Annotated in this window: 17 protein-coding genes; 10 read left to right on the top strand and 7 right to left on the bottom strand. The window is 37.1% G+C overall.

Translation table 11 applies throughout. The features are described from left to right. Position 1 precedes the first annotated feature (1 nt). The 5 genes from fmt to ACKPCA_RS19210 all read left to right on the top strand — a co-directional run bounded on the left by fmt (position 2) and on the right by ACKPCA_RS19210 (position 8,573). Complete coding sequence (gene fmt, locus ACKPCA_RS19230) at positions 2-958, top strand: methionyl-tRNA formyltransferase (RefSeq protein WP_054714617.1); 957 nt, start codon at positions 2-4, stop codon at positions 956-958. Positions 959-1,244: 286 nt separating this feature from the next. Continuing rightward, positions 1,245-3,029, top strand: a complete 1,785-nt coding sequence (locus ACKPCA_RS19225) for an AMP-dependent synthetase/ligase (RefSeq protein WP_321280544.1) — start codon at positions 1,245-1,247, stop codon at positions 3,027-3,029. A gap of 32 nt (positions 3,030-3,061) precedes the next feature. Beyond that, the gene (locus tag ACKPCA_RS19220) at positions 3,062-5,461 is read left to right on the top strand and encodes a 3-hydroxyacyl-CoA dehydrogenase/enoyl-CoA hydratase family protein (RefSeq protein ID WP_321280542.1); all 2,400 of its coding nucleotides are present in this window, start codon (positions 3,062-3,064) and stop codon (positions 5,459-5,461) included. Positions 5,462-5,508: 47 nt separating this feature from the next. Continuing rightward, on the top strand, positions 5,509-6,684 hold the full coding sequence (locus tag ACKPCA_RS19215) for an acetyl-CoA C-acyltransferase (protein ID WP_321280540.1): 1,176 nt from the start codon (positions 5,509-5,511) through the stop codon (positions 6,682-6,684). 104 nt (positions 6,685-6,788) lie between these two features. Beyond that, a complete protein-coding gene (locus tag ACKPCA_RS19210) occupies positions 6,789-8,573 on the top strand; it encodes an acyl-CoA dehydrogenase family protein (protein WP_321280539.1) in 1,785 nt (594 codons plus the stop codon). A gap of 177 nt (positions 8,574-8,750) precedes the next feature. Here the strand turns inward: ACKPCA_RS19210 and ACKPCA_RS19205 are convergent, their stop codons facing one another. Further along, positions 8,751-9,770 carry a hypothetical protein gene (locus tag ACKPCA_RS19205; RefSeq protein WP_321280538.1) on the bottom strand — a complete coding sequence of 340 codons (1,020 nt, stop codon included), beginning with the start codon at positions 9,768-9,770 and terminating at the stop codon, positions 8,751-8,753. A gap of 387 nt (positions 9,771-10,157) precedes the next feature. Beyond that, on the bottom strand, positions 10,158-10,529 hold the full coding sequence (locus ACKPCA_RS19200; protein WP_321280537.1) for a DUF6249 domain-containing protein: 372 nt from the start codon (positions 10,527-10,529) through the stop codon (positions 10,158-10,160). Between the two features lie 364 nt (positions 10,530-10,893). On the opposite strand from ACKPCA_RS19200, the gene ACKPCA_RS19195 reads away from it, so the two are divergent. Together ACKPCA_RS19195 and ACKPCA_RS19190 are read left to right on the top strand one after the other, a co-directional pair. Then, positions 10,894-11,457: an RNA polymerase sigma factor gene (locus tag ACKPCA_RS19195; protein WP_321280535.1), complete on the top strand. Its 564-nt coding sequence runs from the start codon at positions 10,894-10,896 to the stop codon at positions 11,455-11,457. A gap of 5 nt (positions 11,458-11,462) precedes the next feature. Further along, positions 11,463-11,837 carry a hypothetical protein gene (locus tag ACKPCA_RS19190; protein WP_321280534.1) on the top strand — a complete coding sequence of 125 codons (375 nt, stop codon included), beginning with the start codon at positions 11,463-11,465 and terminating at the stop codon, positions 11,835-11,837. A gap of 111 nt (positions 11,838-11,948) precedes the next feature. Here the strand turns inward: ACKPCA_RS19190 and ACKPCA_RS19185 are convergent, their stop codons facing one another. Together ACKPCA_RS19185 and ACKPCA_RS19180 are read right to left on the bottom strand one after the other, a co-directional pair. Further along, positions 11,949-12,296: a hypothetical protein gene (locus tag ACKPCA_RS19185; RefSeq protein ID WP_321280533.1), complete on the bottom strand. Its 348-nt coding sequence runs from the start codon at positions 12,294-12,296 to the stop codon at positions 11,949-11,951. Between the two features lie 196 nt (positions 12,297-12,492). Beyond that, positions 12,493-15,783, bottom strand: a complete 3,291-nt coding sequence (locus ACKPCA_RS19180; RefSeq protein WP_321280531.1) for a WD40/YVTN/BNR-like repeat-containing protein — start codon at positions 15,781-15,783, stop codon at positions 12,493-12,495. Between the two features lie 289 nt (positions 15,784-16,072). Here ACKPCA_RS19180 and ACKPCA_RS19175 point away from each other — a divergent pair, with 289 nt between their 5' ends. Further along, a complete protein-coding gene (locus ACKPCA_RS19175; RefSeq protein WP_054714586.1) occupies positions 16,073-16,522 on the top strand; it encodes a hypothetical protein in 450 nt (149 codons plus the stop codon). Positions 16,523-16,583: 61 nt separating this feature from the next. Here ACKPCA_RS19175 and ACKPCA_RS19170 read toward each other — a convergent pair whose 3' ends face one another. Beyond that, positions 16,584-17,519 carry a glucosaminidase domain-containing protein gene (locus tag ACKPCA_RS19170; protein ID WP_321280529.1) on the bottom strand — a complete coding sequence of 312 codons (936 nt, stop codon included), beginning with the start codon at positions 17,517-17,519 and terminating at the stop codon, positions 16,584-16,586. A 257-nt stretch (positions 17,520-17,776) separates the two neighbouring features. Between ACKPCA_RS19170 and ACKPCA_RS19165 the strand changes: the two genes are divergently transcribed. Next, positions 17,777-18,262 (top strand): cytidine deaminase, encoded by a 486-nt coding sequence (locus tag ACKPCA_RS19165; RefSeq protein WP_321280528.1) that lies wholly within the window; start codon positions 17,777-17,779, stop codon positions 18,260-18,262. Between the two features lie 34 nt (positions 18,263-18,296). Here the strand turns inward: ACKPCA_RS19165 and ACKPCA_RS19160 are convergent, their stop codons facing one another. Continuing rightward, a complete protein-coding gene (locus ACKPCA_RS19160) occupies positions 18,297-18,998 on the bottom strand; it encodes an RluA family pseudouridine synthase (RefSeq protein ID WP_054714580.1) in 702 nt (233 codons plus the stop codon). A gap of 38 nt (positions 18,999-19,036) precedes the next feature. Further along, positions 19,037-19,855, bottom strand: a complete 819-nt coding sequence (gene panB / locus ACKPCA_RS19155; RefSeq protein ID WP_054714577.1) for a 3-methyl-2-oxobutanoate hydroxymethyltransferase — start codon at positions 19,853-19,855, stop codon at positions 19,037-19,039. A gap of 355 nt (positions 19,856-20,210) precedes the next feature. On the opposite strand from panB, the gene dnaK reads away from it, so the two are divergent. Beyond that, the gene (dnaK, locus tag ACKPCA_RS19150; protein WP_321280525.1) at positions 20,211-22,115 is read left to right on the top strand and encodes a molecular chaperone DnaK; all 1,905 of its coding nucleotides are present in this window, start codon (positions 20,211-20,213) and stop codon (positions 22,113-22,115) included. The last annotated feature ends 8 nt before the right edge of the window (positions 22,116-22,123 follow it).

Genomic DNA, 22,123 nt, shown 5'->3' with positions numbered 1-22,123 from the left:
TATGAGTTTACGTGTAATATATATGGGTACACCCGATTTTGCGGTGGCTCCTCTTGAAGCCCTTTTAAATGCGGGCGTTAATGTAGTTGGTGTTGTTACCAATCCTGATAAACCTGCTGGTAGAGGTCAAAAAATACAAGAAGCAGCAGTTAAAAAGTATGCGGCTGAAAAAGGATTGAAAATTCTGCAACCAGAGAAATTCAGAAATGAAGAATTTCTTGCTGAGCTTAAATCATTAGAAGCTGATTTGCAGGTTGTGGTTGCCTTTAAAATGTTACCTGAGGTTGTTTGGAACATGCCAAAATATGGAACCCTGAATCTTCATGCTTCCTTGCTTCCTCATTATCGTGGTGCTGCACCGATTAACTGGGCAATCATCAATGGTGATAAAGAAACAGGTGTTTCTACATTTCTGTTAAAGCACGAAATTGATACAGGTAACATCATTTTTCAGGAAAAAACTGAGATTGGCGAAAATGACAATGCTGAGATCATTCACGATAAATTGATGAATATTGGTGCTGATTTGGTGGTTAAGACAGTCAAGGCAATCGAAGCCAACGACTATCCACAAATCCCGCAGGAAAGTATTGCTGCGGATGAATTAAAATCTGCACCAAAAATCTTTAAAGAGGATTGTAAGATTGATTGGACAAAGAATATCAATTCAATCCACAACCTAATTCGTGGATTAAGCCCATACCCAGCTTCATGGACGGAATTAATTCCAAATGAAGAAGGGAAAAAAATCGGTATTAAAGTATTCGCAACCGAAAAAACAATTGAAAATCACGACAAAAAAATAGGTAGTTTACACACCGATGGAAAAACTTATTTAAAAGTAGCTGTAGAAGGCGGTTTTCTATCCATTACAATGCTGCAACAAGCCGGCAAGAAACGAATGAAAGTCGAAGATTTTCTTCGCGGATTTCAACAAATATCCAACTATCACTTATAAAATTTCAAAGGAAGCCGAAAAGCTTCCTTTTTTTCACTTACCAAATAAAAAAGAATTCTTACCAATTATTCTTTTATTTTCAGATTCCTTTTTGTAAATTTTATGTAAGTGTAAAAAGGTTTCGGAAAATCTCCGAAATTAAATCCCAATACAACTTCTTACACAAAACTTAAATCAATACTAAATCTCTCACCTCTAACAATTAGAGATTAAGTTTCTGCGCATCAAAATGATTATAAAACCATTTTGAAATGCTGTAATGCCTTACATATCTAAATCTTTAATTATGGTTACGCGCATTTTTGATTTACTCGATAATTATCGAGAGAACTATCCTGATAAAACAGATGCTCTCGCAAAAAAAGAAGATGGCAAATGGATTAAATATTCCACAGAACAGTATCTGAAATATTCAGATTTAATTAGTTACGCTTTGCTGGATAGTGGTCTTAAAAAAGGAGACCGAGTTATTACCATTTCAAACAACAGACCCGAATGGAATTTTGTTGACATGGCTCTGGCTCAGATTGGTGTAATTCATGTTCCTCTCTACCCTACAATTAGCGCAAAAAGCTATGACTTTATCATTCGTCATTGTGAACCTAATATCATTTTCGTATCAAGTGAAGAGCTGTATTGTAAGATCGAACCACTATTAAACAATCATCCTTCTATAAAACAGGTTTATTCTTTCGATAAAATAAAAGCTGTAACTCATTGGATAAGGTTGCTTGATATGGGAAAAGCCCTTAATGACCAATATAAAAATGAATTAAAGTCTATTAAAGAATCGATCAAACCACAAGATTTAGTTACCATCATATATACATCGGGAACAACAGGCGACCCCAAAGGAGTAATGCTTTCGCATCATAATTTTATGAGTAATGTGCTGTCTTCAGCCGCACGTTTAATTCTAAACTCAAGCCATAAATGCTTGAGCTTTTTACCAATCAACCATGTTTATGAGCGAATGGTAAACTATCAGTATCAATACAAGGGAATTAGTATTTATTATGCTGAAAGTATGGAAACCATTGGCGATAATTTACGAGAGCTAAAACCTCATGGGTTCGCTACGGTTCCCCGATTGCTTGAAAAAGTATATGACAAGATCATGGCAAAAGGAAAAAGTTTGCCAACCATAAAAAAATCCTTGTTCTTATGGGCTGTTGACCTTGGTCAAAAATATGAACTGAATGGAGCAAATGGCTGGTGGTACGAATTCAAATTAAAAATTGCCAGAAAACTAATTTTTAGCAAATGGCAGGAAGCTCTTGGTGGTAACATCATGTTTATGTGTTCGGGTGGAGCTGCTCTTCAAGTTAGATTAGAACGCCTCTTTTGGGCTGCTGGCATTCCTGTTCAAGAAGGTTATGGATTAACGGAAACCTCTCCCATTATCGCGGCAAATCAAAACGCTTATCCAGATGTAAAGTTTGGAACCGTAGGTCCTGTATTAGATGGCGTAGAAGTTAAAATTGCAGAAGATGGAGAAATTCTGGCTCGAGGACCGAACATCATGCTGGGATATTACAAAAATCCAGAATTAACCAATGAGGTGATAGACAAAGATGGCTGGTTCCATACTGGCGATATTGGATGTATGGTGGATGATCGATTTCTCAAAATTACCGATCGTAAAAAGGAAATCTTTAAAACTTCTGGAGGTATTTATATTGCTCCTCAGGTAATTGAAAACAAACTAAAAGAATCTCCTTTTATCGATCAGGCAATTGTAATTGGTGAATTCAGACGCTTTCCTTCTGTGCTAATCTCTCCAAATTTTGAATTCTTGAAAGAATACTGCAAAAGAAAGAAATTGGATTTTATCAGCCCGGAAGAAATCATTAAGAATGAACGAATTCAAATGCGAATCTGGCAGGAGATTGAAAAAACCAATATAAATCTTGACCGACCGAAGAAAATTAAAACCTGCCGTTTGGTTTCAGATGTATGGACTCCTGAATCTGGTGAATTATCACCAACCCTAAAACTCAAAAGAAAAGTTTTAAAAGATAAATACAAAGACATTATCCGAAATATTTACGCCTACGAAGAAGAACTTTAAATAAATATTCACACACTATAACAAACAAAAATATGGCTCGAAAAATAAGAAAAGTTGCAGTTTTGGGTGCAGGAGTCATGGGCGCTCAAATTGCATGTCATTTTGCCAATATAGGCATCGAGGTTTTACTATTGGACATGCCTGCAAAGGAGATTAACGAAAAAGAACAAAAGGCTGGTTTGTTGCCTGAGCATCCTAAAGTGAGAAACAGAATTGTAAACGATCTTTTTCTGAAGGCTACAAGACTGAAACCCGCTCCATTGTATTTACAGACTTATTCCAATAGAATTACAACAGGGAATTTCGAAGATGATCTTCATAAAATAGCAGAATGCGATTGGGTAATAGAAGCCATTATCGAAAATCTTAAAATCAAGCAAGAGCTTTATACCAAAATTGAAAAGCACCGAAAACCTGGTTCCCTGATTACCACAAATACATCAGGTATTCCTATTCAGATGTTGATTCAAGGAAGATCAGAAGATTTTGCTGCGCATTTTTGTGGTACTCACTTCTTCAATCCTCCAAGGTATTTGAAATTGTTAGAAATCATTCCTTCCCCTAACACAAATCAGGAGGTAATAGATTTTCTTACTGATTTTGGAGAAAAATTTTTAGGCAAATCAGTGGTAAGTTGTAAAGATACTCCTGCATTTATTGCTAATCGAGTTGGTGTTTATTCCATGATGTCAGTCTTTCATTTGATTGATGAATTTGGATTTACAGTGGAAGAAATAGATAAGTTGACTGGACCAATTATTGGAAGACCCAAATCGGCTACCTTCCGTACTTGCGATGTAGTTGGTCTGGATACCTTGGTATTTGTAGCTCAAAACCTTCAAAAAGCTCTGCAAGATGATGAAGCCAAAGATGTTTTCCAGATTCCGGAATTCATTCAACACATGATGGGCAACCAATGGTTGGGATCAAAAACTGGTCAGGGCTTTTATAAAAAAATTAAATCAGAAGGAAAGAGTGAAATTTTAAGCCTAAACCTGGAAAGTTTTGAATATCAGGAAAAGCAAAGGGTAAAGTTTGGTGAATTTGAAGCTGCCAAGGCTGTACCTCATCTTAATGATCGCTTTAAAGTTCTCTTAAAAGGAAATAGCAAAGTAAATCAGTTCTACCAGAAGATGTTCTTTGGATTATTTGCCTACGTTTCGAACAGAATGTCTGAAATTACCGATGACCTGTACAAAATTGATGAAGCCATCTGCTCTGGTTTTGCCTGGGAAATGGGTCCATTCGAGATTTGGGAAAGTTTAGGTGTGAAAAAGACTTTAAGCATGATGGAAGAAATGGGCTTTAAGGCTGCCAATTGGGTGCACAATATGGTTCAGGAAGATCTTGGTTTCTATCAATTAAAAGACGGCTTGAAACAATACTATGATGTAAATACCAATGCTCATCAAACCATTCCTGGAACTGAAAATCTGGTTCTTCTTAATAACCTTCGTTCATCCAAAACCATTTGGAGTAACGAAGGAGCCAGTATCGTTGATCTCGGAGATGGAATCATCAATCTGGAATTTCATACCAAGATGAATACCATTGGAAGTGAAATCATACAAGGAACTAACAAAGCGATTGAGTTAGCAGAAAGCGATTATAAAGCTTTGATAATCTCCAACGAAGGAGAAAACTTCTCGGCCGGAGCCAATATTGGATTGGTATTTATGCTGGCCATTGAACAGGAGTTTGAAGAGTTGGACATGGTTGTTCGCACTTTCCAAAATACAATGCTGAAATTAAAGTACGCATCGGTTCCGGTTATTGCAGCTCCACATGGAATGACTCTGGGAGGAGGATGCGAACTGTGCATGCATACCGACAAGGTAATTGCTCACGCCGAAACCTACATGGGATTGGTTGAATTGGGTGTTGGAGTGATTCCTGCTGGTGGAGGAACCAAAGAATTTGCTTACCGATTGTCCAAGGAAATTGCTAAGGATGATATCAGGACCAACCGTTTCCGCGATAAATTCTTGAGTATTGGTCAGGCAAAGGTATCGATGTCGGCCTACGAAGCATTCGACTTGGGATATCTCCGAAAGGATGTGGATGAAGTAATTATTAGCAAAAAACATCAGTTAACGTATGCAAAAAAAGCAGCTTTGCTAATGCTTGAGAAAGGCTACACTCCTCCTCTACCAACCAAAGACATTACTGTTTTAGGAAGTGAAGGTTTGGCTTTGGTGTATTCGGGTGCCGATGGAATGCAAGTAGGAAATTACATATCCGAATACGATAAACATTTGTCCATAGAGCTTGGAAAAGTGCTTAGTGGAGGTGAACTAAGTGAACCCACCAAAGTTTCGGAAAAATATTTACTCGATCTGGAACGAATTGCTTTTGTGAGACTCTGTCAACAAAAGAAAACACTGGAAAGAATGCAAAGTTTACTCCAAAAAGGAAAAATTCTTCGAAACTAATTCTTGGTGATTGATAATTGTTTACTGATAACTGAAAATTGAAAAATATGAACGCATATATTGTAGCCGCATATAGAACTGCTGTAGGCAAAGCAAAAAAAGGAAAGCTCCGCTTGATTAGGCCAGATGATATGGCCGCACAAGTAGTACAACACATTCTGGAAAAAATGTCAAGTTTGGATCCTCTGATTATTGAGGATGTAATTGTTGGTAATGCCACACCTGAAGCCGAACAAGGATTAAATATAGGCAGAATGATTTCTTTAATGGGATTGGATAATATTCAAGTCCCTGGAATGACTGTGAACCGTTACTGCTCTTCTGGTCTGGAAGCAATTGCCATTGCTGCATCGAAAATAGAAGCTGGATTGGCCGATTGCATTCTTGCTGGTGGTGTGGAGATGATGTCGCTTATGCCAATGGGTGGCTGGCGATTGGTTCCCAATCTGGGAATAGCAAAATCGAATCCCGATTACTATTGGAACATGGGAATTACAGCAGAAGCCTTGCAGAAAAAGTATAAAATCTCGAGAGAGGATCAAGATGAATTTGCATTTCATTCGCATAGAAAAGCTTTAGAAGCATTGGCAGCGAACCGTTTTGTAGATGAAATTGTTCCCATTACAGTATTGGAGACTTTTGTGAACAGCAAAGAGAAAGCTGATACCAAAGAACATATTGTTGCCACCGATGAAGGCCCAAGAGCTGATACCAGTATAGAAGGCTTGTCGAAATTAAGACCAGTATTCGATCAATATGGTACTGTTACGGCTGGTAATTCTTCGCAAACCTCTGATGGAGCAGCCTTTGTTTTGGTGGTTTCCGAAAAGATGTTGAAACAATTGAATGTAGAACCAATTGCTCGTTTTGTTTCTTATGCAGTAGCCGGTGTAGAGCCAAAACACATGGGCATTGGACCTGTTGAAGCCATTCCTAAAGTATTAAAACGATCAGGAATGAACTTGAATCAAATAGAACAGATCGAATTGAACGAAGCATTTGCAGTTCAAGTCTTATCTGTAATGAGAGAGTTGGATCTAAATCCTGAAATCACCAATGTAAATGGTGGAGCAATTGCTTTAGGACACCCATTGGGATGTACAGGAACAAAACTTTCGGTTCAGCTCTTACACGAAATGAAGAAAAGAAAACAAAAATACGGCATGGTTACCATGTGTGTGGGATCAGGACAAGGGGCCGCCGGTATTTTTGAGATCTTATAAGTTTTGTGAACACCCCTCTGTCCTTTGGACATCTCCCCTAAAGGGGAGTAATAAAAAATGGAGGTAAGACCATTTATAATTCATAACTCATAATTTATTGCCCTATGGAAAAGATAAAAACTGTAAAAGGCGGTCAGTTTCTGGTAAAAGAAACCATGCCACAAGATATTTTTATTCCGGAAGAGATATCGGAAGAACAAAAAATGATCATGGAAACCTGCAGAGATTTTCAGGAAAAAGAAATATTTCCAATGCAGGACAGAATTGATAAACAGGAAGAAGGCTTAATGACTGATTTACTTGATAAAGCTGGTGAATTGGGACTACTTGGAATTGCAATTCCTGAAGAGTATGGTGGATTTGGTCAGGATATGAATACCTCCATGCTGAGTACTGAGGTAATGGGAACCTACAGCTCTTTTGCCGTGGCTTATGCGGCTCATGTGGGAATTGGAACGCTTCCTATCCTCTACTATGGAACACAAGAACAAAAAGAAAAATATTTACCAATGCTTGCCAGTGGCGAATACAAAGGAGCTTATTGTTTGACGGAGCCAGGGGCAGGATCGGATGCCAATTCAGGTAAGAGTAAAGCAAAACTTTCGGAAGATGGTTCGAAATACATTCTCAACGGACAAAAGATGTGGATCACCAATGGTGGTTTTGCTGATATTTACACAGTGTTCGCCAAGATTGATGATGATAAGAACTTAAGTGCTTTCATTGTAGAAAAAGACTTTCCAGGAATTAGTTTAGGACAGGAAGAAAAGAAAATGGGGATTAAAGGTTCTTCAACCTGCATGATGTTCTTCGAAAATTGTGAAATTCCTATTGAAAACCTTCTGGGAGAAAGAGGTGAAGGTTTTAAGATGGCCTTGAATATTTTGAACAATGGAAGAATTAAATTGGCTGCTGCCGTTTTAGGTGCTGGAAAAAAGGTAATTTCCAATTCCATTAACTATGCCAACGAACGCATTCAGTTTGGTACCGAGATTGCCAATTTTGGGGCTATCCAGTATAAAATTGCCGAGCAAGCCATTCGAACCTATGCTATTGAATCCGCCATTTATCGTTGCAGTAACGACATTCAGAACACCAAGCATCATTTGATAGAAGAAGGCATGAGTAAGGAACAAGCATCTGTTCTGGCTCAGAAGGAGTTTGCTGCCGAAGCTGCCATTTTAAAGGTTGCTGCATCCGAGGCTTTGGATTATGTGGTGGATGAAGGCGTGCAGATTTATGGTGGTATGGGATACTCTGCCGAAGCACCAATGGAACGAGCCTATCGCGATGCTCGTATCAACAGAATTTTTGAGGGAACCAACGAAATTAACCGCATGTTGGTAGTAGATTACCTTTTGCGCAAGGCCTTTAAAAATGAATTACCATTGTTGGCTGCTTCTCAATCGGTGGCCAAGGAGTTAATGTCTATTCCTGATTTTGGAGAAGAAGATACCAGTCTGCTTGCCACTGAAACAAAATTGATAAAAGGCTTTAAAAAAGCAGCTTTACTGGTAGCTGGTGCAGCTGCACAAAAGTTCATGCAAAAGCTAAGTAAGGAGCAGGAAATCCTAATAAACATCTCAGATATCATTGCCGACTGCTATCAGGCAGAATCTTTATTGCTGCGCGTTAAAAAGTTGGTAGAAAGCAAAGGAGAAAATGCCTGCAAGGAACAAATTGCCATGTGTAAGGTCTTCTTTTACGATGCAGCCGATCGAATTCATAAAAATGCAAAAGATGCTGCCAATAGCATTTCATCGGGCGATGAACTGCGCATGATGCTTTTGGGATTGAAACGCTTTACCAAACACAGCGGCCTAAACAGCAAAGAAGAACGCCGAATGATTGCCAGGAAATTAATCGAGGAAAATAAGTATTGTTTCTAACTTACAACAACTTGTAAACTATATTCTAACAGAGGCCTTTCAAAAAGTAATATCTGCACAATCAACGAATTCCCCCCTTAAATTCCCTTTAAGGTAAGGATGAAACCGAATTTCAAATCAAATACTGCAAACTTTACTTTTTGAAAGGCCTCTGTTAGTTATTTTTAATCTTACCGATTAATTTTTCATTTGACTTTCGATGCGTTCATTAAGAATTTTTCTTAGAGCCAAATTTGTATGTTCGCATTTCTCAAAATTCTCCTCAATATATTCAACTAGGTTAATTTGTGTATTTTTCTGAACTTTTAGCAATTGTTTGATTTGCTCCATCCCAAATTTTTCTTTCCAATAAATCATCGTCAACTGAGCTAGCGCATACACATCTTTTCGCTTCATATTTGCTTCAACAAAAACAGGTGGATCCAAATATTTTTCGAAACCATCATTTTTTATCATCTCTAAAACATTTTGGGCGGTTATCGATTTTTTAATCATATTACCATTTCCCAAAGCAGTGGCAATACCTTCATCAATAAACGTATTTCCACTCCCAAATTCAAAGGCATAAATATGAACCAACTCGTGAACATGATTAACGGTTTCTACCGCTTTAATTGCTCTATAACGAGCCTTCCCAGCTCCTTTTTCAAATTCGCTAACAATATTTTCAGCTTCGTCCCCAACTAATGCATAGTAATATTTAAAATTATCCAAATCTATCCCAAATTCTTTACTCAGTCTTTCATTCTCTAAAGCAAATTTTTCAGCCTCTTTAAGTGTTTCCTCCGTTAATGGTGAACTGCTCACATAGGTAACATTTTTAATTTTGGTTTTAATCCAGCTAGATGTTAATACTTCAAGCAGCTCATTTTCATCCATTGTCATCACCCAGTTATTGTTAATTTTTTTAAATGCCATCCAGATCTTAAAACCATATATTTTAAAAAATATACGCCCCGAATTCCCATAAATTTCCTGCGAAACCGCACTCATTTCCTTAACAATGTTTGAACCAGGTTTAACAAAGTTATATATGCTTGAAAAATCAATAGGATCAATAAAGCTTCTGGCTTCATCCATTGATGTAGTCTCTATATATTTTTTCCACCTTTCTATTAAAACATTTTCGTTAGCAGCCATCACAGACTGACAGATCCCTATTATCAAAATAGTTAATAATAAAATTTTATTTCGCATGTTCATTTTATTTGTTTGAGGCGCAAATTTAGCAATATCACTTTCATAATTTACAGACATAATGAATATTTTGCATTCCAAGTCAATATTTTTGTTGTCTTGTCTGACTCAGATGCTAAGATTCATAACTCGCAAGGGTATTTCTTTGACTCGGACGCCAATATTGGTTACTCGGACGGGTGTTGAGTTAACTCGGATGGGTATTCTGGTGACTCAAATGGGCATTTGAGTTACTCAGACGGGTATTTTGGTAACAAGACGGTAACTTTATTAACTCGGATCGGTAAATACTGGGCTACCGCGGTTTTTATTTTACTAAATGTTACAAACAAAAAAAAGCTGCTCAAAATGAATTGAACAGCTTCCTTACATTGGGATATTTCTATTTTATTCTTTCGCTTTTTTGCTCATGATCACATAGTACAACAAGAAACCAATGGAAGTAAATACAAAGAAAATTCCGAAAGGCATTGCACTTCTGTAACTTTTAAACTCAGGATTATAAGCTCCCAGCAACTCTAATACGATAAATCCAAGTCCGCCAAAGAATGCTACCAATCCCCATTTTAAGGCTGGATACTGATCATATTGCACTTGTTTTTTCACTTCTATCTCAGTGTTTTGATCTAAAATCTCTGCTCGGTCGAAATGACCAGTTTTAATAATTTTTCTTTTTAGAAAATGTGAAGACAATATTTTTACAAATGTGATGATTGAGAAAAACACCACTGCGGCCATTAATAATTCTCCAATATGCATAATTTCAATTTTAAGTTTTTCAATCTGTTTTGCTTAGTAGACCATGGTGGTTTTAAAAAGGTTGCAGCTTGGGTAATTTTTTTTGAAATATTTTACCTCATCCCCTAGCCCCTTCTCCTGATGGCTAAACCATATACACAAATATAAGTGCACTCTATCATCAATTAAAATCCTTACATTTCTTTATAGACGTTTCCCTTTTTAAGGGAGAGTTTAAAAATTAAACGATTGTATAGTTAATTCTTTGTCCCATTAAAATCATGCAAATTAATACGTCTAAAATTAGCTCCAGAAAGAGCTCTTCAAAAAACATTAAAATTTTCTGCAACCTATTTCTTACCTTGCTTGTCTACTGCAACAGAAGATGAAGGAAACAGAGCTGATAAATCAGATAAATAACGGCAGTCCACAGGCCTTTCGGTTTTTGGTGAAGCAATACGAGCGCCTTGTATTTCATGTTGCGGCACGCTTGCTTAACCAGCAGGAGGATTTGGAGGATATCTGCCAGGAGGTATTTATTAAGGTGCATCAGAAATTGCCTGAATTTAGAGGAGATTCGAAGCTTTCAACATGGATTGCAACCATTGCTTATCGGGTTACCATTAATCATTTGAAAAAACGAAAGCCCGATACCAATATTGATGACAATGAACAAGATTTTTTACATTCGGATATGATAACGGAGGAACATCCGCAAAAAATTGCAGAATCGAATGAATTAAAATTTCACCTTCGAAAAATGATTGATAAATTACCAGTACAATACAAAACTGTTTTAAGTTTGTATCACCTGGAAGAGATGGGCTATAATGAAATAGTTGAAATTACGGGCTTACCCGTTGGAACAGTAAAAAATTACATTTTCAGAGCAAGGAAAATGTTGAAAGAATTGATAGAGAAAAGTGAGTTGGTACAAATTAAATACTAATTGATATGCATAGCTACAGGGGAAAACATACTGAGGAAGAGTTCCAAAATGTGGATCAATTGCTAAAGGAAATTTTGGAGGATGATTTCGAGCTAAATATTCCAATTGATTTTGCTGATAATGTGGTGGAAAAAGTGGAGAAGCGAAAATCAATTAAAGAGGCTTTATTGCGCCACCTGATGATGTCGCTAGGCTTATTTGTGATTATGGCCTTTACCGTTGCTTTCTTGTTCTACTTTGAACTGAAAGAGGCAAGCATTCTTCTTGATTTCGTCATTCAATTTAAATATCCAATTGCCTTTGTATTGTTTATTATTACTGCCATTCAACTGGCCGATTCTTTCCTTTTAAGCAGAACCAAAGATCAGCTTGGAGAATGATTTAATATCAAGTATTAATAAAAGTAGAGACAAGGCACTGCCTTGTCTCTACCCAAAATACAAAAGGGATAAGCCGCAATTGACTTATCCCTTTTTCTATGGCTTTAACTTCTATTTCTCTTTAGTATCATTTGGGTGGTCAGGTTTCTTTTCCTCTTCCTCCTTGGAGTATGGTGCATCGGTTCCCACAATTTTCATATTTCGATAATCATTCGGATTTAAATATATTCCAGTTCGCGTTACATTTGCAATATTTGCATAATTGTAGGTAAGTACTACCATTTCATTATTATCCAAATCGATAATGGTTTGCATTATTGCATGTTCGGTTCCCGATTGAGAAATAAAAAGTGCATTTTTCGGAACATTTACATTGGCAGGTGGAGAAACAATGGTTTGTGTCATCTGACAGGATGCCATCAATATCACTCCCAAACAATAGAAGATTATTTTTTTCATGATTTGATTATATTGATTACAGATTAGTTTATCGTTAAATTCTTCACGGCTAATTTTACCACTAAAACAATGCCAAAAATTACACAATTTTAATTGATTTTATACAAATAAATATTCCATAAAAAGAGACAAGGCAATGCCTTGTCTCTACATTAAAAACAACTGTATTTCAATTTCTATAATCTCTTATTAAGTTTTACTCTACTGTGTAAGTTGGAATTCGTCCTGGTGTCCAAGGAGCACCTTGTTTTTCCAATTCAGCTTCCACCCACTTCATATCATCAGCCAATTTCTGCAATCTCTTCAATGCTGCAGGGAACTCCTCTTTCAATATCTCGAACTGATCTTTCTGAGTTTGCGTAACTCCTGAAGTACTTGCCCAATGGGTGCCAACAATATTGTTGATTCTATTTGAAATTGGAATCTGTGCCGGAGGTATTTCCTCCCAGCTTGCTCTTGCCGGAACACCTTCGAACAAGAATTCAATTTCATTTAACTCGGCTGATAATTCCTCAACTTTTACGGATACATTCGCATCAATTCCTGGAGTTTGTACCAGAGCAGTTTTTATGGCAGCTATTTTGGCTTTATAAGATTCTACCAATTGCATACTTCCCTGAATCGCCTTTAACATACGTGCCACTTTTTGCTGAAATTGCACCAATTCTTCTCGGTTCTCGGCTGGCAATGTTCTATTGTTTAAAGTAACTGCTTTAAATTTCATGCCTTCTGCCAACATTTCGTATTTCCCATTGGTTACCATTCCCATTTCAAGCTGATAGTTGCCTGGCATTACAAACATGCCCGATCTGGCTTTATTAGTAGGCTTAAACTCTTTGTCCTTAACTGGTGAAACCGAAGGAAATTTTAAGTCCCAATTCACGCGATTAATTCCTTTTTTTGCACTTGTACTAATCTTACTTATTTCTTCACCATCCATATCCTTAATGGTGAACAATAGGTAAGGTGCAATTTCTTTCTTCTCATCTTCCAACTCTTTCCAACTTGGTTGAGGAATGAATTCACCTTTCTCAAACAACTCTTTTTCTTTCTTCTGACGAGCCTGCTTCGCTGTTGTTGGTACTTCCTTTAGGTAGTAATTAAATGTAGCACCAAAGGCCGGGTTAGGAGCTGTAAAATAAGTATGCCCCATACTTCCTTTTCCACCTTTCTGAATGTACATTAAAGCATCTTTTATAGGGAATAATTCAGCTTCCTTTTCAATCAATTCTAAATCTACTGATCTCAATGGAGAATAATCATCTAAAATAAAGAAGCCACGACCAAAGCTTGCCGCCACCAAATCGCATTCACGTTCCTGAATGGTTAAATCGCGCACTGCAATGGTTGGAATGCCAGCTTTTAATTGTATCCAATTCTTACCATCATTTCTAGTAAAAAAGATCCCAAACTCAGTTCCCACAAACAGTAAATTCAGATCTTTAAAATCTTGCTCAATGGTATGTACTGTTCCATTTTCTGGCAAATTACCAGCTATATTGGTCCATGTTTTCCCCTTATCAGTACTCTTTAAAAGGTATGGTTTAAAATCATCTCTCTTTCTGTTATCAAAAGATGCATAAACAACATTCTCATCGTGTTTCGAAGGCATAATATCACTCACGTAAGTGTATTGAGGAATTCCAGGGAATGTAGCATGTTTCATCCATGCATTTCCACCTTGTTCACTTACCTGAATTAATCCATCGTCGGTTCCTACGTATAATAGATTCTCATTCTTTGGAGATTCTGCTATAGAAACAATGGTTCCAAACTGCGAAGTGGAAACATGTTTTTTTACGGCATCGGCACTCCAATATTTTCCCATTACCTTAAACGAATCTCGATCTTTACCTGTTGTTAAATCATCACTGATCACTTCCCATGAATTTCCACGATCATTACTTCGGAATACTTTATTGGCAGCAACGTACAATCGAGTATGTTTGTGTGCCGATAAAATCATAGGGGCATTCCAATTCCATTTGTATGCCTTCTCGCCTTTTCTTTCGCGAGGTTTGATGCTAATTCTTTCTCCACTTTGTTTATCGTATCGAAACGAGTTACCATACTGGTATTCACAATAAACAATATTCGGATCCTTTGAATCGATTTGGGCCCAGAAACCATCTCCTCCAAGAATTGGTTCCCATTCGTCGTTGGTTACTCCTTTTCGGCTAATATTTTGAGACGGTCCTCCAAGTGTATTATTGTCTTGAGTTCCACCGTATACATTGTAAAAAGGTAGCGCATTATCTACTTGAACTCTATAAAACTGGGTTACCGATAAATTCGACTTAAATACATAAGTTTCACCTGCATCATAACTTTCGTAGATACCTCCATCGCCACCAATCATGAAATGTTTGGTATCGCAAGGATCAATCCAAAGTGCATGATCATCAACATGGCGATTTTTCAAACCAAGTCGTTTCCAGGTCTTACCACCATCTTCAGTATAATGACTAAAAGTTTCAACGGAGTAAACTTTATCAACATCTACTGGATCGCAGTAAATTTCATTGTAATATTGTCCACTACTTGCATGATCACTCATTTTAGACCATGATTCACCTCTATCTGTAGAGCGATAGAAACCACTTCCTGTAGCCGCCTCAATAATAGCATAAACATAGTTGTGATTTACCGGAGACACAGCAATGCCCATTCCTCCAATATGTCCCTTAGGCAATCCCGACTTTAGTTTGCGCCAATTTTCCCCTCCATCTGTTGATTTGTATATGGCTGATTCTGGTCCCCCATTAATTTTTGCATAAACATGACGACGTCTCTGTTCTGATGTTGCGTACATCACATCAGGATCTACAGGATCGATGATTACATTGTTTACCCCAGTGTTCTCACTGATATTAAGAACTTCTTTCCAGTTCTTACCACCATCGGTTGTTTTGTACAAGCCACGATCACCTCCAGGTCCCCAAGCCGAACCTTCCGCTGCTACAAATACAATATCTGAGTTACGAGGATCGATTACAATTCCTCCAATATGACGCGAATCTTTCAAACCCATATTTTTCCAACTCTTTCCGCCATCCATGGTTTTATATACGCCATCGCCATAACCCAAGGCTCGCTGGTGGTTGTTCTCACCTGTACCAGCCCATACCACATTGCTGTTATTCGGGTCCATAGTTACTACTCCAATCGAGTAAGATCCATACTTATCGAAAACAGGTTCCCAAGTGGTACCGTTGTTAATGGTTTTGAAAATATTTCCACTCGAAACTGCCACATAGTATTCACTATGCTTATTCGGATTAACTGCAAAATCCGAAATTCGCCCCGAAGTAGTCGCAGGACCAATTCCCCTAAATTTTAATCCGCTAACTAAACTTGAATTGATTAAGGAATCTTTTGTCTGTTCGTTAGTCTTTTTCTTTGCCAAAACAGATTGAGTTGGTAGAATTAAGCCTATTAATGCCAAAACTACAAACATCCGCTTTAGGCCACTTTTGAAAGTATTCATATGATTGGTTTTAGGATGAGTTGAAGTGCTATTTGGTTGAAGGTAGTCACTACAACATGTATGTTTTATTATGAATCCTGAATTTATGTGATTCTCAGTTAATTTCCTAACCAAAACATGCTTATCTAACCCAACAATTGTTTCTTTCATTTAAGCAATAGCATCCTTCCCTTCATCTGTTCTCCAACATAGATAAGAAATAGAAAAAAATATACATTTAAGACTTACAAGTCTTTTATTGCCAATAATAGTAATATCTGACTTTTTCGTTAACTAAATTAAGATGATCATGAATATAGAATTTAAAGAACTGGATCTTAAAATTGCCAGGCACATGCAAAAATTATCGATACCGGCAATTAGAATATCTTTTGCTGTAATATTTGTCTGGTTTGGAATATTAAAGCCAATAGGACTATCAGCTGCCATACCATTGGTAAAATCAACAGTTAGCTGGATGCCATTGTTTGATGCTGAAACTTGGGTTGATATTATTGGATGGTGGGAAGTATTGATAGGAGTTTTCTTCTTGTTTAAAAGAAGTACACGCATAGCCATAGGATTATTATTCCTTCAGATGACAGGAACCTTTATGCCCTTATTTATGCTTCCTGAAGTCACATTTCAAGGAGGAAATATTTTACTTCCTACTCTCGAAGGCCAATATGTAATCAAAAACATCATGATTATATCAGCTGCACTCACAATAGGCGGGAGTCTGATCTATTCGAAAAAATAGCTCTACAAAAAAATCCGGTTCTTAAGAACCGGATTTTACTCATATCACTTTTAGTTATTGACTATCTTTTCTTTTTGCGCAACCAAATACGCTCACCTGTCTGTACTTCATAATTTTTCTTCACTCCATTGTACTTGCAAAGTCTCTTTAATTTCACACCATACTGCTGCGAAATATCATACAATGATTCTCCTTCGTTAACGCGATGGAAATTATAGCCTCGGGCAGCTTTATTTCTCTTATTATGAAGATATAATCTTTGATCAACCTGTAAAATGTAATTTCTAGGAAGGTCGTTATAACGAAGTAGCTTTTTACGTTCTACTCCCAAATTCTTTTCAATGCTGTAGAAAGTATCGCCTTTTTTAGTTACGATATAATGAATACCGTTGGCAACTTCCAATCGTGCTCCAAACGGATCAATGCTTAAATCACCATCAATATCTGCCAATTCAGTGTCATCAGGTTTGGTTACAATAAAATCTTTGCCCGCACCTTTTCTATCCAATTTATACAGGTATTCAGCTTCGATAATATTTATCAACTTGTGTGCATATTTAGGATCGGTAGCATAACCTGCTTTTTTTAATCCGTGAGCCCAACGTTTGTAGTCATCCGATCGGTATTTAAACAAAAAGGCATAACGAGAACGAGTTGTCAAAAACTTTGAATGGTCTTTGTAAGAATCGTATGGGTTGGTATATTTTCTAAAGCACTCATTTTTTTTATCATCATCGAATTTCATACTCGGTCCAACCCAATCATGACACTTAATTCCAAAGTGATTATTGGCCTTGCGAGCCAAATCAGAATTTCCATTTTGCGACTCTAATATTCCTTGAGCCATTGTGATACTAGCTGGAATACCTGTGCGTTCCATCTCTCTAATGGCCAAATCCTTATATTTTTGAATGTATTCTTTTCTGGTATAATTTTTTGCGAATACGCTTGAACATGTGGCAAGTACAAGCAGTGTGTATAGGATAATTTTCTTCATCAAATTTAAAGTGAAAGCGATAATAAATGAGAAATCAAAATTTATGTATATCTTCGTTCCGATTTCAAAAACAACCATAAAAATATAACAATCCTGTTATCCATTGATATTTCTGTATCAATTTTTATTCACAAGATATTCCGTTGATAAGCTAACGATGATGTTTTAGTAAATATTATCGAAACTATTGTATATTTATGAGTACGAGTAGTTAGTATATAACCAATTACTTAATACTGCTTACTAATGGCTATAAAATGAAGAAAACACAAATTATAACAACGGTTTACGAATACGATTCGATAGACGACCTTTCAAAAGAAGATCAAGCATTGGTAAAACAAGCCAAAGATGCGGCACATCGCTCCTATGCTCCTTATTCAAAATTTAATGTTGGTGCAGCTTTATTGTTGGATAATGGTGAAATTGTACAAGGTAACAATCAGGAAAACTCTGCTTATCCATCGGGCTTATGTGCAGAACGTGTAGCGGTTTTTTATGCCAATGCCAAATATCCCGATGTGCCTGTTAGAGCCATTGCCATTACCTCTAGAACGAATGGTAGCTTTCTGGAAACTCCTGTACCGCCTTGTGGCTCTTGCCGACAAGTTCTACTGGAAACAGAAGACCGATACAATCAAGCCATAAAAGTGATTCTATGTGGCGAGAATAAAATTCGAATTGTAGAAAGCATTAAGCAATTGTTACCGCTTTTCTTTGATAAAGAAATGCTAAACGAATAAAAAAACGGAAGCCATTGGCTTCCGTTCTTAGTATTTAATCTGCTAATTTTTCAAGTTCTCTCCACAAATTATCATCTTGTGGAACTGGAGCTTTAATTCTAATTGGTTCTTGTTTTACCGGATGAATAAAACCAATTTCTCTGGCATGAAGACCAATACCTCCACCATTTTTAGAACGAGGAGCACCATATTTTAAATCGCCGCGAATTGGCATTCCAACTTTTGAAAGCTGAGCTCTAATTTGATGATGGCGACCTGTATGAAGCTTCACCTCCAATAAGAAATACTTCTGTGAGCGAGTCAACAATTTGTAATCAAGTATTGCCTCTTTCGCACCTTTCTTCTCTTTATCGAATACATTGGTACGATTTTTTTCCTGATTTCTTAACAAATAGTGCTTTAATGTTTCCTCTTCCACTCTCGGACAATTTTGAACAATTGCCCAGTAAATCTTATCAATTTGATCAGCCTTTTGCTGAAACATTTTATTCAAACGTGTCAATGCTTTGCTGGTTTTAGCAAAAATAACAACACCGCTTACAGGTCTGTCAATTCTATGAGGTACTCCAAGGTAAACATCTCCTGGTTTATTGTATTTTCTTTTGATGTAAGCCTTTACTTTTTCACTTAAAGGCTCATCCCCTGTTTGATCGCCTTGTACAATATCACCACATCGCTTGTTTATCGCAATGATATGATTGTCCTCATATAATATCTCTAATCTTTCTCTTGCCATCTATTTTTAATTAATAATTATTGATTAATAATTACAAATTAATACTGTTCTCTCTCGTTAGGGAAATCTTTCGATTTCACGTCTCCAATATAAGTTTCAACCGCTCCCTTAATTTCAGCAAACAAGTTATGATATCTTCTTAAGAAACGTGGAGAAAACTCTTGAGTAATTCCCAGCATGTCATGAATAACCAATACTTGTCCGTCAACACCATTACCAGCACCAATTCCAATAATAGGAATAGATACACTTTCGGCAACTTGTTTTGCCAATTTTGCAGGCACCTTCTCCAAAACAATTGCAAAACATCCTGCTTCCTCCAATAGTTTGGCATCTTCAAGCAATTTTTTTGCTTCTTCTTCCTCTTTGGCACGAACGGCATAGGTACCAAACTTATGAATAGATTGTGGAGTTAATCCCAAATGCCCCATTACAGGAATCCCAGCTGATAGAATTCGGTTAACTGATTCTAATACCTCACTCCCACCTTCCAATTTCACAGCATCAGCACTTGCTTCTTTCATGATTCGAATGGAAGAATTCAACGCTTCTTTTGAATTTCCTTGATAAGTACCAAAAGGCAAATCAACAACAACCAAAGCTCTTTGTACAGCACGAACAACCGACGCTCCATGATAAATCATCTGATCTAAAGTAATAGGCAATGTAGTTTCATGTCCTGCCATAACATTAGATGCCGAATCGCCAACCAATATTACATCTATTCCTGCTCTATCAACAATAGTAGCCATTGAATAGTCGTAAGAAGTTAGCATGGAGATTTTTTCTCCCTTCAATTTCATTTCTGAGAGCACATGTGTTGTCACTCTCTTTACCGATTTTTTATGAATTGACATGATCTTATTTTTTTGAATAATAGATAAGTAAGGTGCAATTATCCCAATTCAGTTTTAATTCATACCATTGATATTTTTTAAATGGTATAAGACTGCAAAGGTAAAAGAAAAAAGTGAATGAGAGATTGAGTAACGAATCATTAATGGTAATCATTTATAATTAATAATTGTGTTCTTCTGTCTTTCTGTCAGTAAAACTGTCATGATTTTAGCTGATAAATTTACAATCTGTGCCAGTTTTACATTCGAAACTATAATTTTTGGAATGGCACACGCTTTGATTATTCCCTATCGGATTTAAAAATGATCCGTGAGTGTATTAGAAAAAAATAAGAACATTAAATAAATACTTAAAATGGGTAAAATTATTGGAATCGACTTAGGAACTACCAACTCTTGTGTATCCGTAATGGAAGGTAACGAGCCTGTAGTAATTCCTAACAGTGAAGGAAAAAGAACAACTCCATCTATTGTAGCTTTTGTTGAAGGTGGTGAAAGAAAAGTAGGTGATCCTGCAAAACGTCAGGCAATCACAAACCCATCTAAAACAATTTTCTCTATCAAGAGATTCATGGGTGAAACTTACGATAAAGTAGGTAAAGAAATAGGACGTGTTCCATACAAAGTAATAAAAGGTGACAACAACACTCCACGTGTTGAAATCGACGATAGAAAATATTCTCCACAGGAAATTTCAGCTATGACTCTTCAGAAAATGAAGAAAACTGCTGAGGATTATCTTGGACAAGAAGTAACTGAAGCTGTAATTACAGTTCCTGCTTACTTTAACGATGCACAGCGTCAAGCAACTAAAGAAGCTGGTGAAATTGCTGGTTTAATTGTTAAGCGTATCATCAATGAACCAACAGCTGCTTCTTTGGCATATGGTCTTGATAAGAAAGATCAGGATATGAAAATTGCGGTATTCGACCTTGGTGGTGGTACTTTCGACATTTCAGTTCTTGAATTGGGTGATGGTGTATTCGAAGTAAAATCAACCAATGGTGATACTCACCTTGGTGGTGATGATTTTGACCAGGTAATTATCGACTGGTTGGCTGATGAATTCAACAAAGAAGAAGGAATCGATTTGCGTCAGGATCCTATGGCTCTTCAGCGTTTGAAAGAAGCTGCTGAAAAAGCTAAAGTTGAATTGTCTAGCTCAACCAGCACTGAAATCAACTTGCCATACATTATGCCAGTAAATGGTATTCCAAAACACTTGGTTAAAACTCTTACCCGTGCACAATTCGAGCAATTGGCTGACAGCTTAATTCAAGCTGTAATTGAGCCATGTAGAGCTGCATTGAAAGATGCTGGTGTATCAGCTTCGGAAATCGACGAAGTAATTTTGGTAGGTGGTTCAACTCGTATCCCTGCTATTCAGAATAAAGTACAGGAATTCTTTGGTAAAGCTCCATCAAAAGGTGTAAACCCTGATGAAGTAGTAGCTGTAGGTGCTGCAATTCAAGGTGGTGTATTAACTGGTGAAGTAAAAGACGTTCTTCTTTTGGATGTTACTCCTCTATCATTAGGTATTGAAACTATGGGTGGTGTAATGACCAAATTGATTGAAGCGAACACTACAATCCCAACCAAGAAGACTGAAACCTTTACAACAGCAGCTGACAACCAGCCATCTGTAGAGATTCACATTCTTCAAGGTGAGAGACCAATGGCACAAGGAAACAAAACAATTGGTCGTTTCCACTTAGATAGCATTCCACCAGCACCACGTGGTATTCCACAAATCGAAGTTACTTTCGACATTGATGCGAATGGTATCTTGAATGTATCTGCTAAAGATAAAGGAACAGGTAAAGAACAAAACATCAGAATTGAAGCTTCTTCAGGATTATCTGATGCTGAAATTGAAAGAATGCGAGAAGAAGCCAAGGCTAACGCAGAAGCTGACAACAAAGCAAAAGAAAGAATCGATACTTTGAATAAAGCTGACGGTATGATTTTCCAGACCGAAAAGCAATTGAAAGAAATTGGTGATAAGTTACCAGCTGACAAAAAGCAGCCAATCGAAGATGCTTTGAACAAATTGAAAGAAGCACACAAAGCTCAGGATGTTGATGCTTGTAACGCTGCTATCGATGAGTTGAACAACGTATTCCAAGCTGCATCTCAAGAGATGTACAACGCACAACAACAGCAAGATGGTCAACCAGGTCCTGATGCTGGTGCACAAGCTGGAGGAAAAGCAAAATCAGACGATGAAGTAACTGATGTTGACTTTGAAGAAGTAAAATAATTGAACTT

This window comes from Marinifilum fragile, from assembly GCF_963677365.1.
GTDB classification, from domain to species: Bacteria; Bacteroidota; Bacteroidia; order Bacteroidales; family Marinifilaceae; genus Marinifilum; species Marinifilum fragile.
This window is presented reverse-complemented; position numbering and strand designations above follow the sequence as displayed.

Bases quoted from the DNA above. Each gene is read 5' to 3' on its own strand.
- ACKPCA_RS19190 (WP_321280534.1), top strand. From the start codon at position 11,463: ATGCATAGCTACAGGGGAAAACATACTGAGGAAGAGTTCCAAAATGTG.
- ACKPCA_RS19170 (WP_321280529.1), bottom strand. From the start codon at position 17,519: ATGAAGAAAATTATCCTATACACACTGCTTGTACTTGCCACATGTTCA.
- fmt (WP_054714617.1), top strand. From the start codon at position 2: ATGAGTTTACGTGTAATATATATGGGTACACCCGATTTTGCGGTGGCT.
- ACKPCA_RS19210 (WP_321280539.1), top strand. From the start codon at position 6,789: ATGGAAAAGATAAAAACTGTAAAAGGCGGTCAGTTTCTGGTAAAAGAA.
- ACKPCA_RS19160 (WP_054714580.1), bottom strand. From the start codon at position 18,998: ATGGCAAGAGAAAGATTAGAGATATTATATGAGGACAATCATATCATT.
- ACKPCA_RS19165 (WP_321280528.1), top strand. From the start codon at position 17,777: ATGAAGAAAACACAAATTATAACAACGGTTTACGAATACGATTCGATA.
- dnaK (WP_321280525.1), top strand. From the start codon at position 20,211: ATGGGTAAAATTATTGGAATCGACTTAGGAACTACCAACTCTTGTGTA.
- panB (WP_054714577.1), bottom strand. From the start codon at position 19,855: ATGTCAATTCATAAAAAATCGGTAAAGAGAGTGACAACACATGTGCTC.
- ACKPCA_RS19205 (WP_321280538.1), bottom strand. From the start codon at position 9,770: ATGCGAAATAAAATTTTATTATTAACTATTTTGATAATAGGGATCTGT.
- ACKPCA_RS19185 (WP_321280533.1), bottom strand. From the start codon at position 12,296: ATGAAAAAAATAATCTTCTATTGTTTGGGAGTGATATTGATGGCATCC.
- ACKPCA_RS19175 (WP_054714586.1), top strand. From the start codon at position 16,073: ATGAATATAGAATTTAAAGAACTGGATCTTAAAATTGCCAGGCACATG.
- ACKPCA_RS19220 (WP_321280542.1), top strand. From the start codon at position 3,062: ATGGCTCGAAAAATAAGAAAAGTTGCAGTTTTGGGTGCAGGAGTCATG.
- ACKPCA_RS19215 (WP_321280540.1), top strand. From the start codon at position 5,509: ATGAACGCATATATTGTAGCCGCATATAGAACTGCTGTAGGCAAAGCA.
- ACKPCA_RS19200 (WP_321280537.1), bottom strand. From the start codon at position 10,529: ATGCATATTGGAGAATTATTAATGGCCGCAGTGGTGTTTTTCTCAATC.
- ACKPCA_RS19225 (WP_321280544.1), top strand. From the start codon at position 1,245: ATGGTTACGCGCATTTTTGATTTACTCGATAATTATCGAGAGAACTAT.
- ACKPCA_RS19180 (WP_321280531.1), bottom strand. From the start codon at position 15,783: ATGAATACTTTCAAAAGTGGCCTAAAGCGGATGTTTGTAGTTTTGGCA.
- ACKPCA_RS19195 (WP_321280535.1), top strand. From the start codon at position 10,894: ATGAAGGAAACAGAGCTGATAAATCAGATAAATAACGGCAGTCCACAG.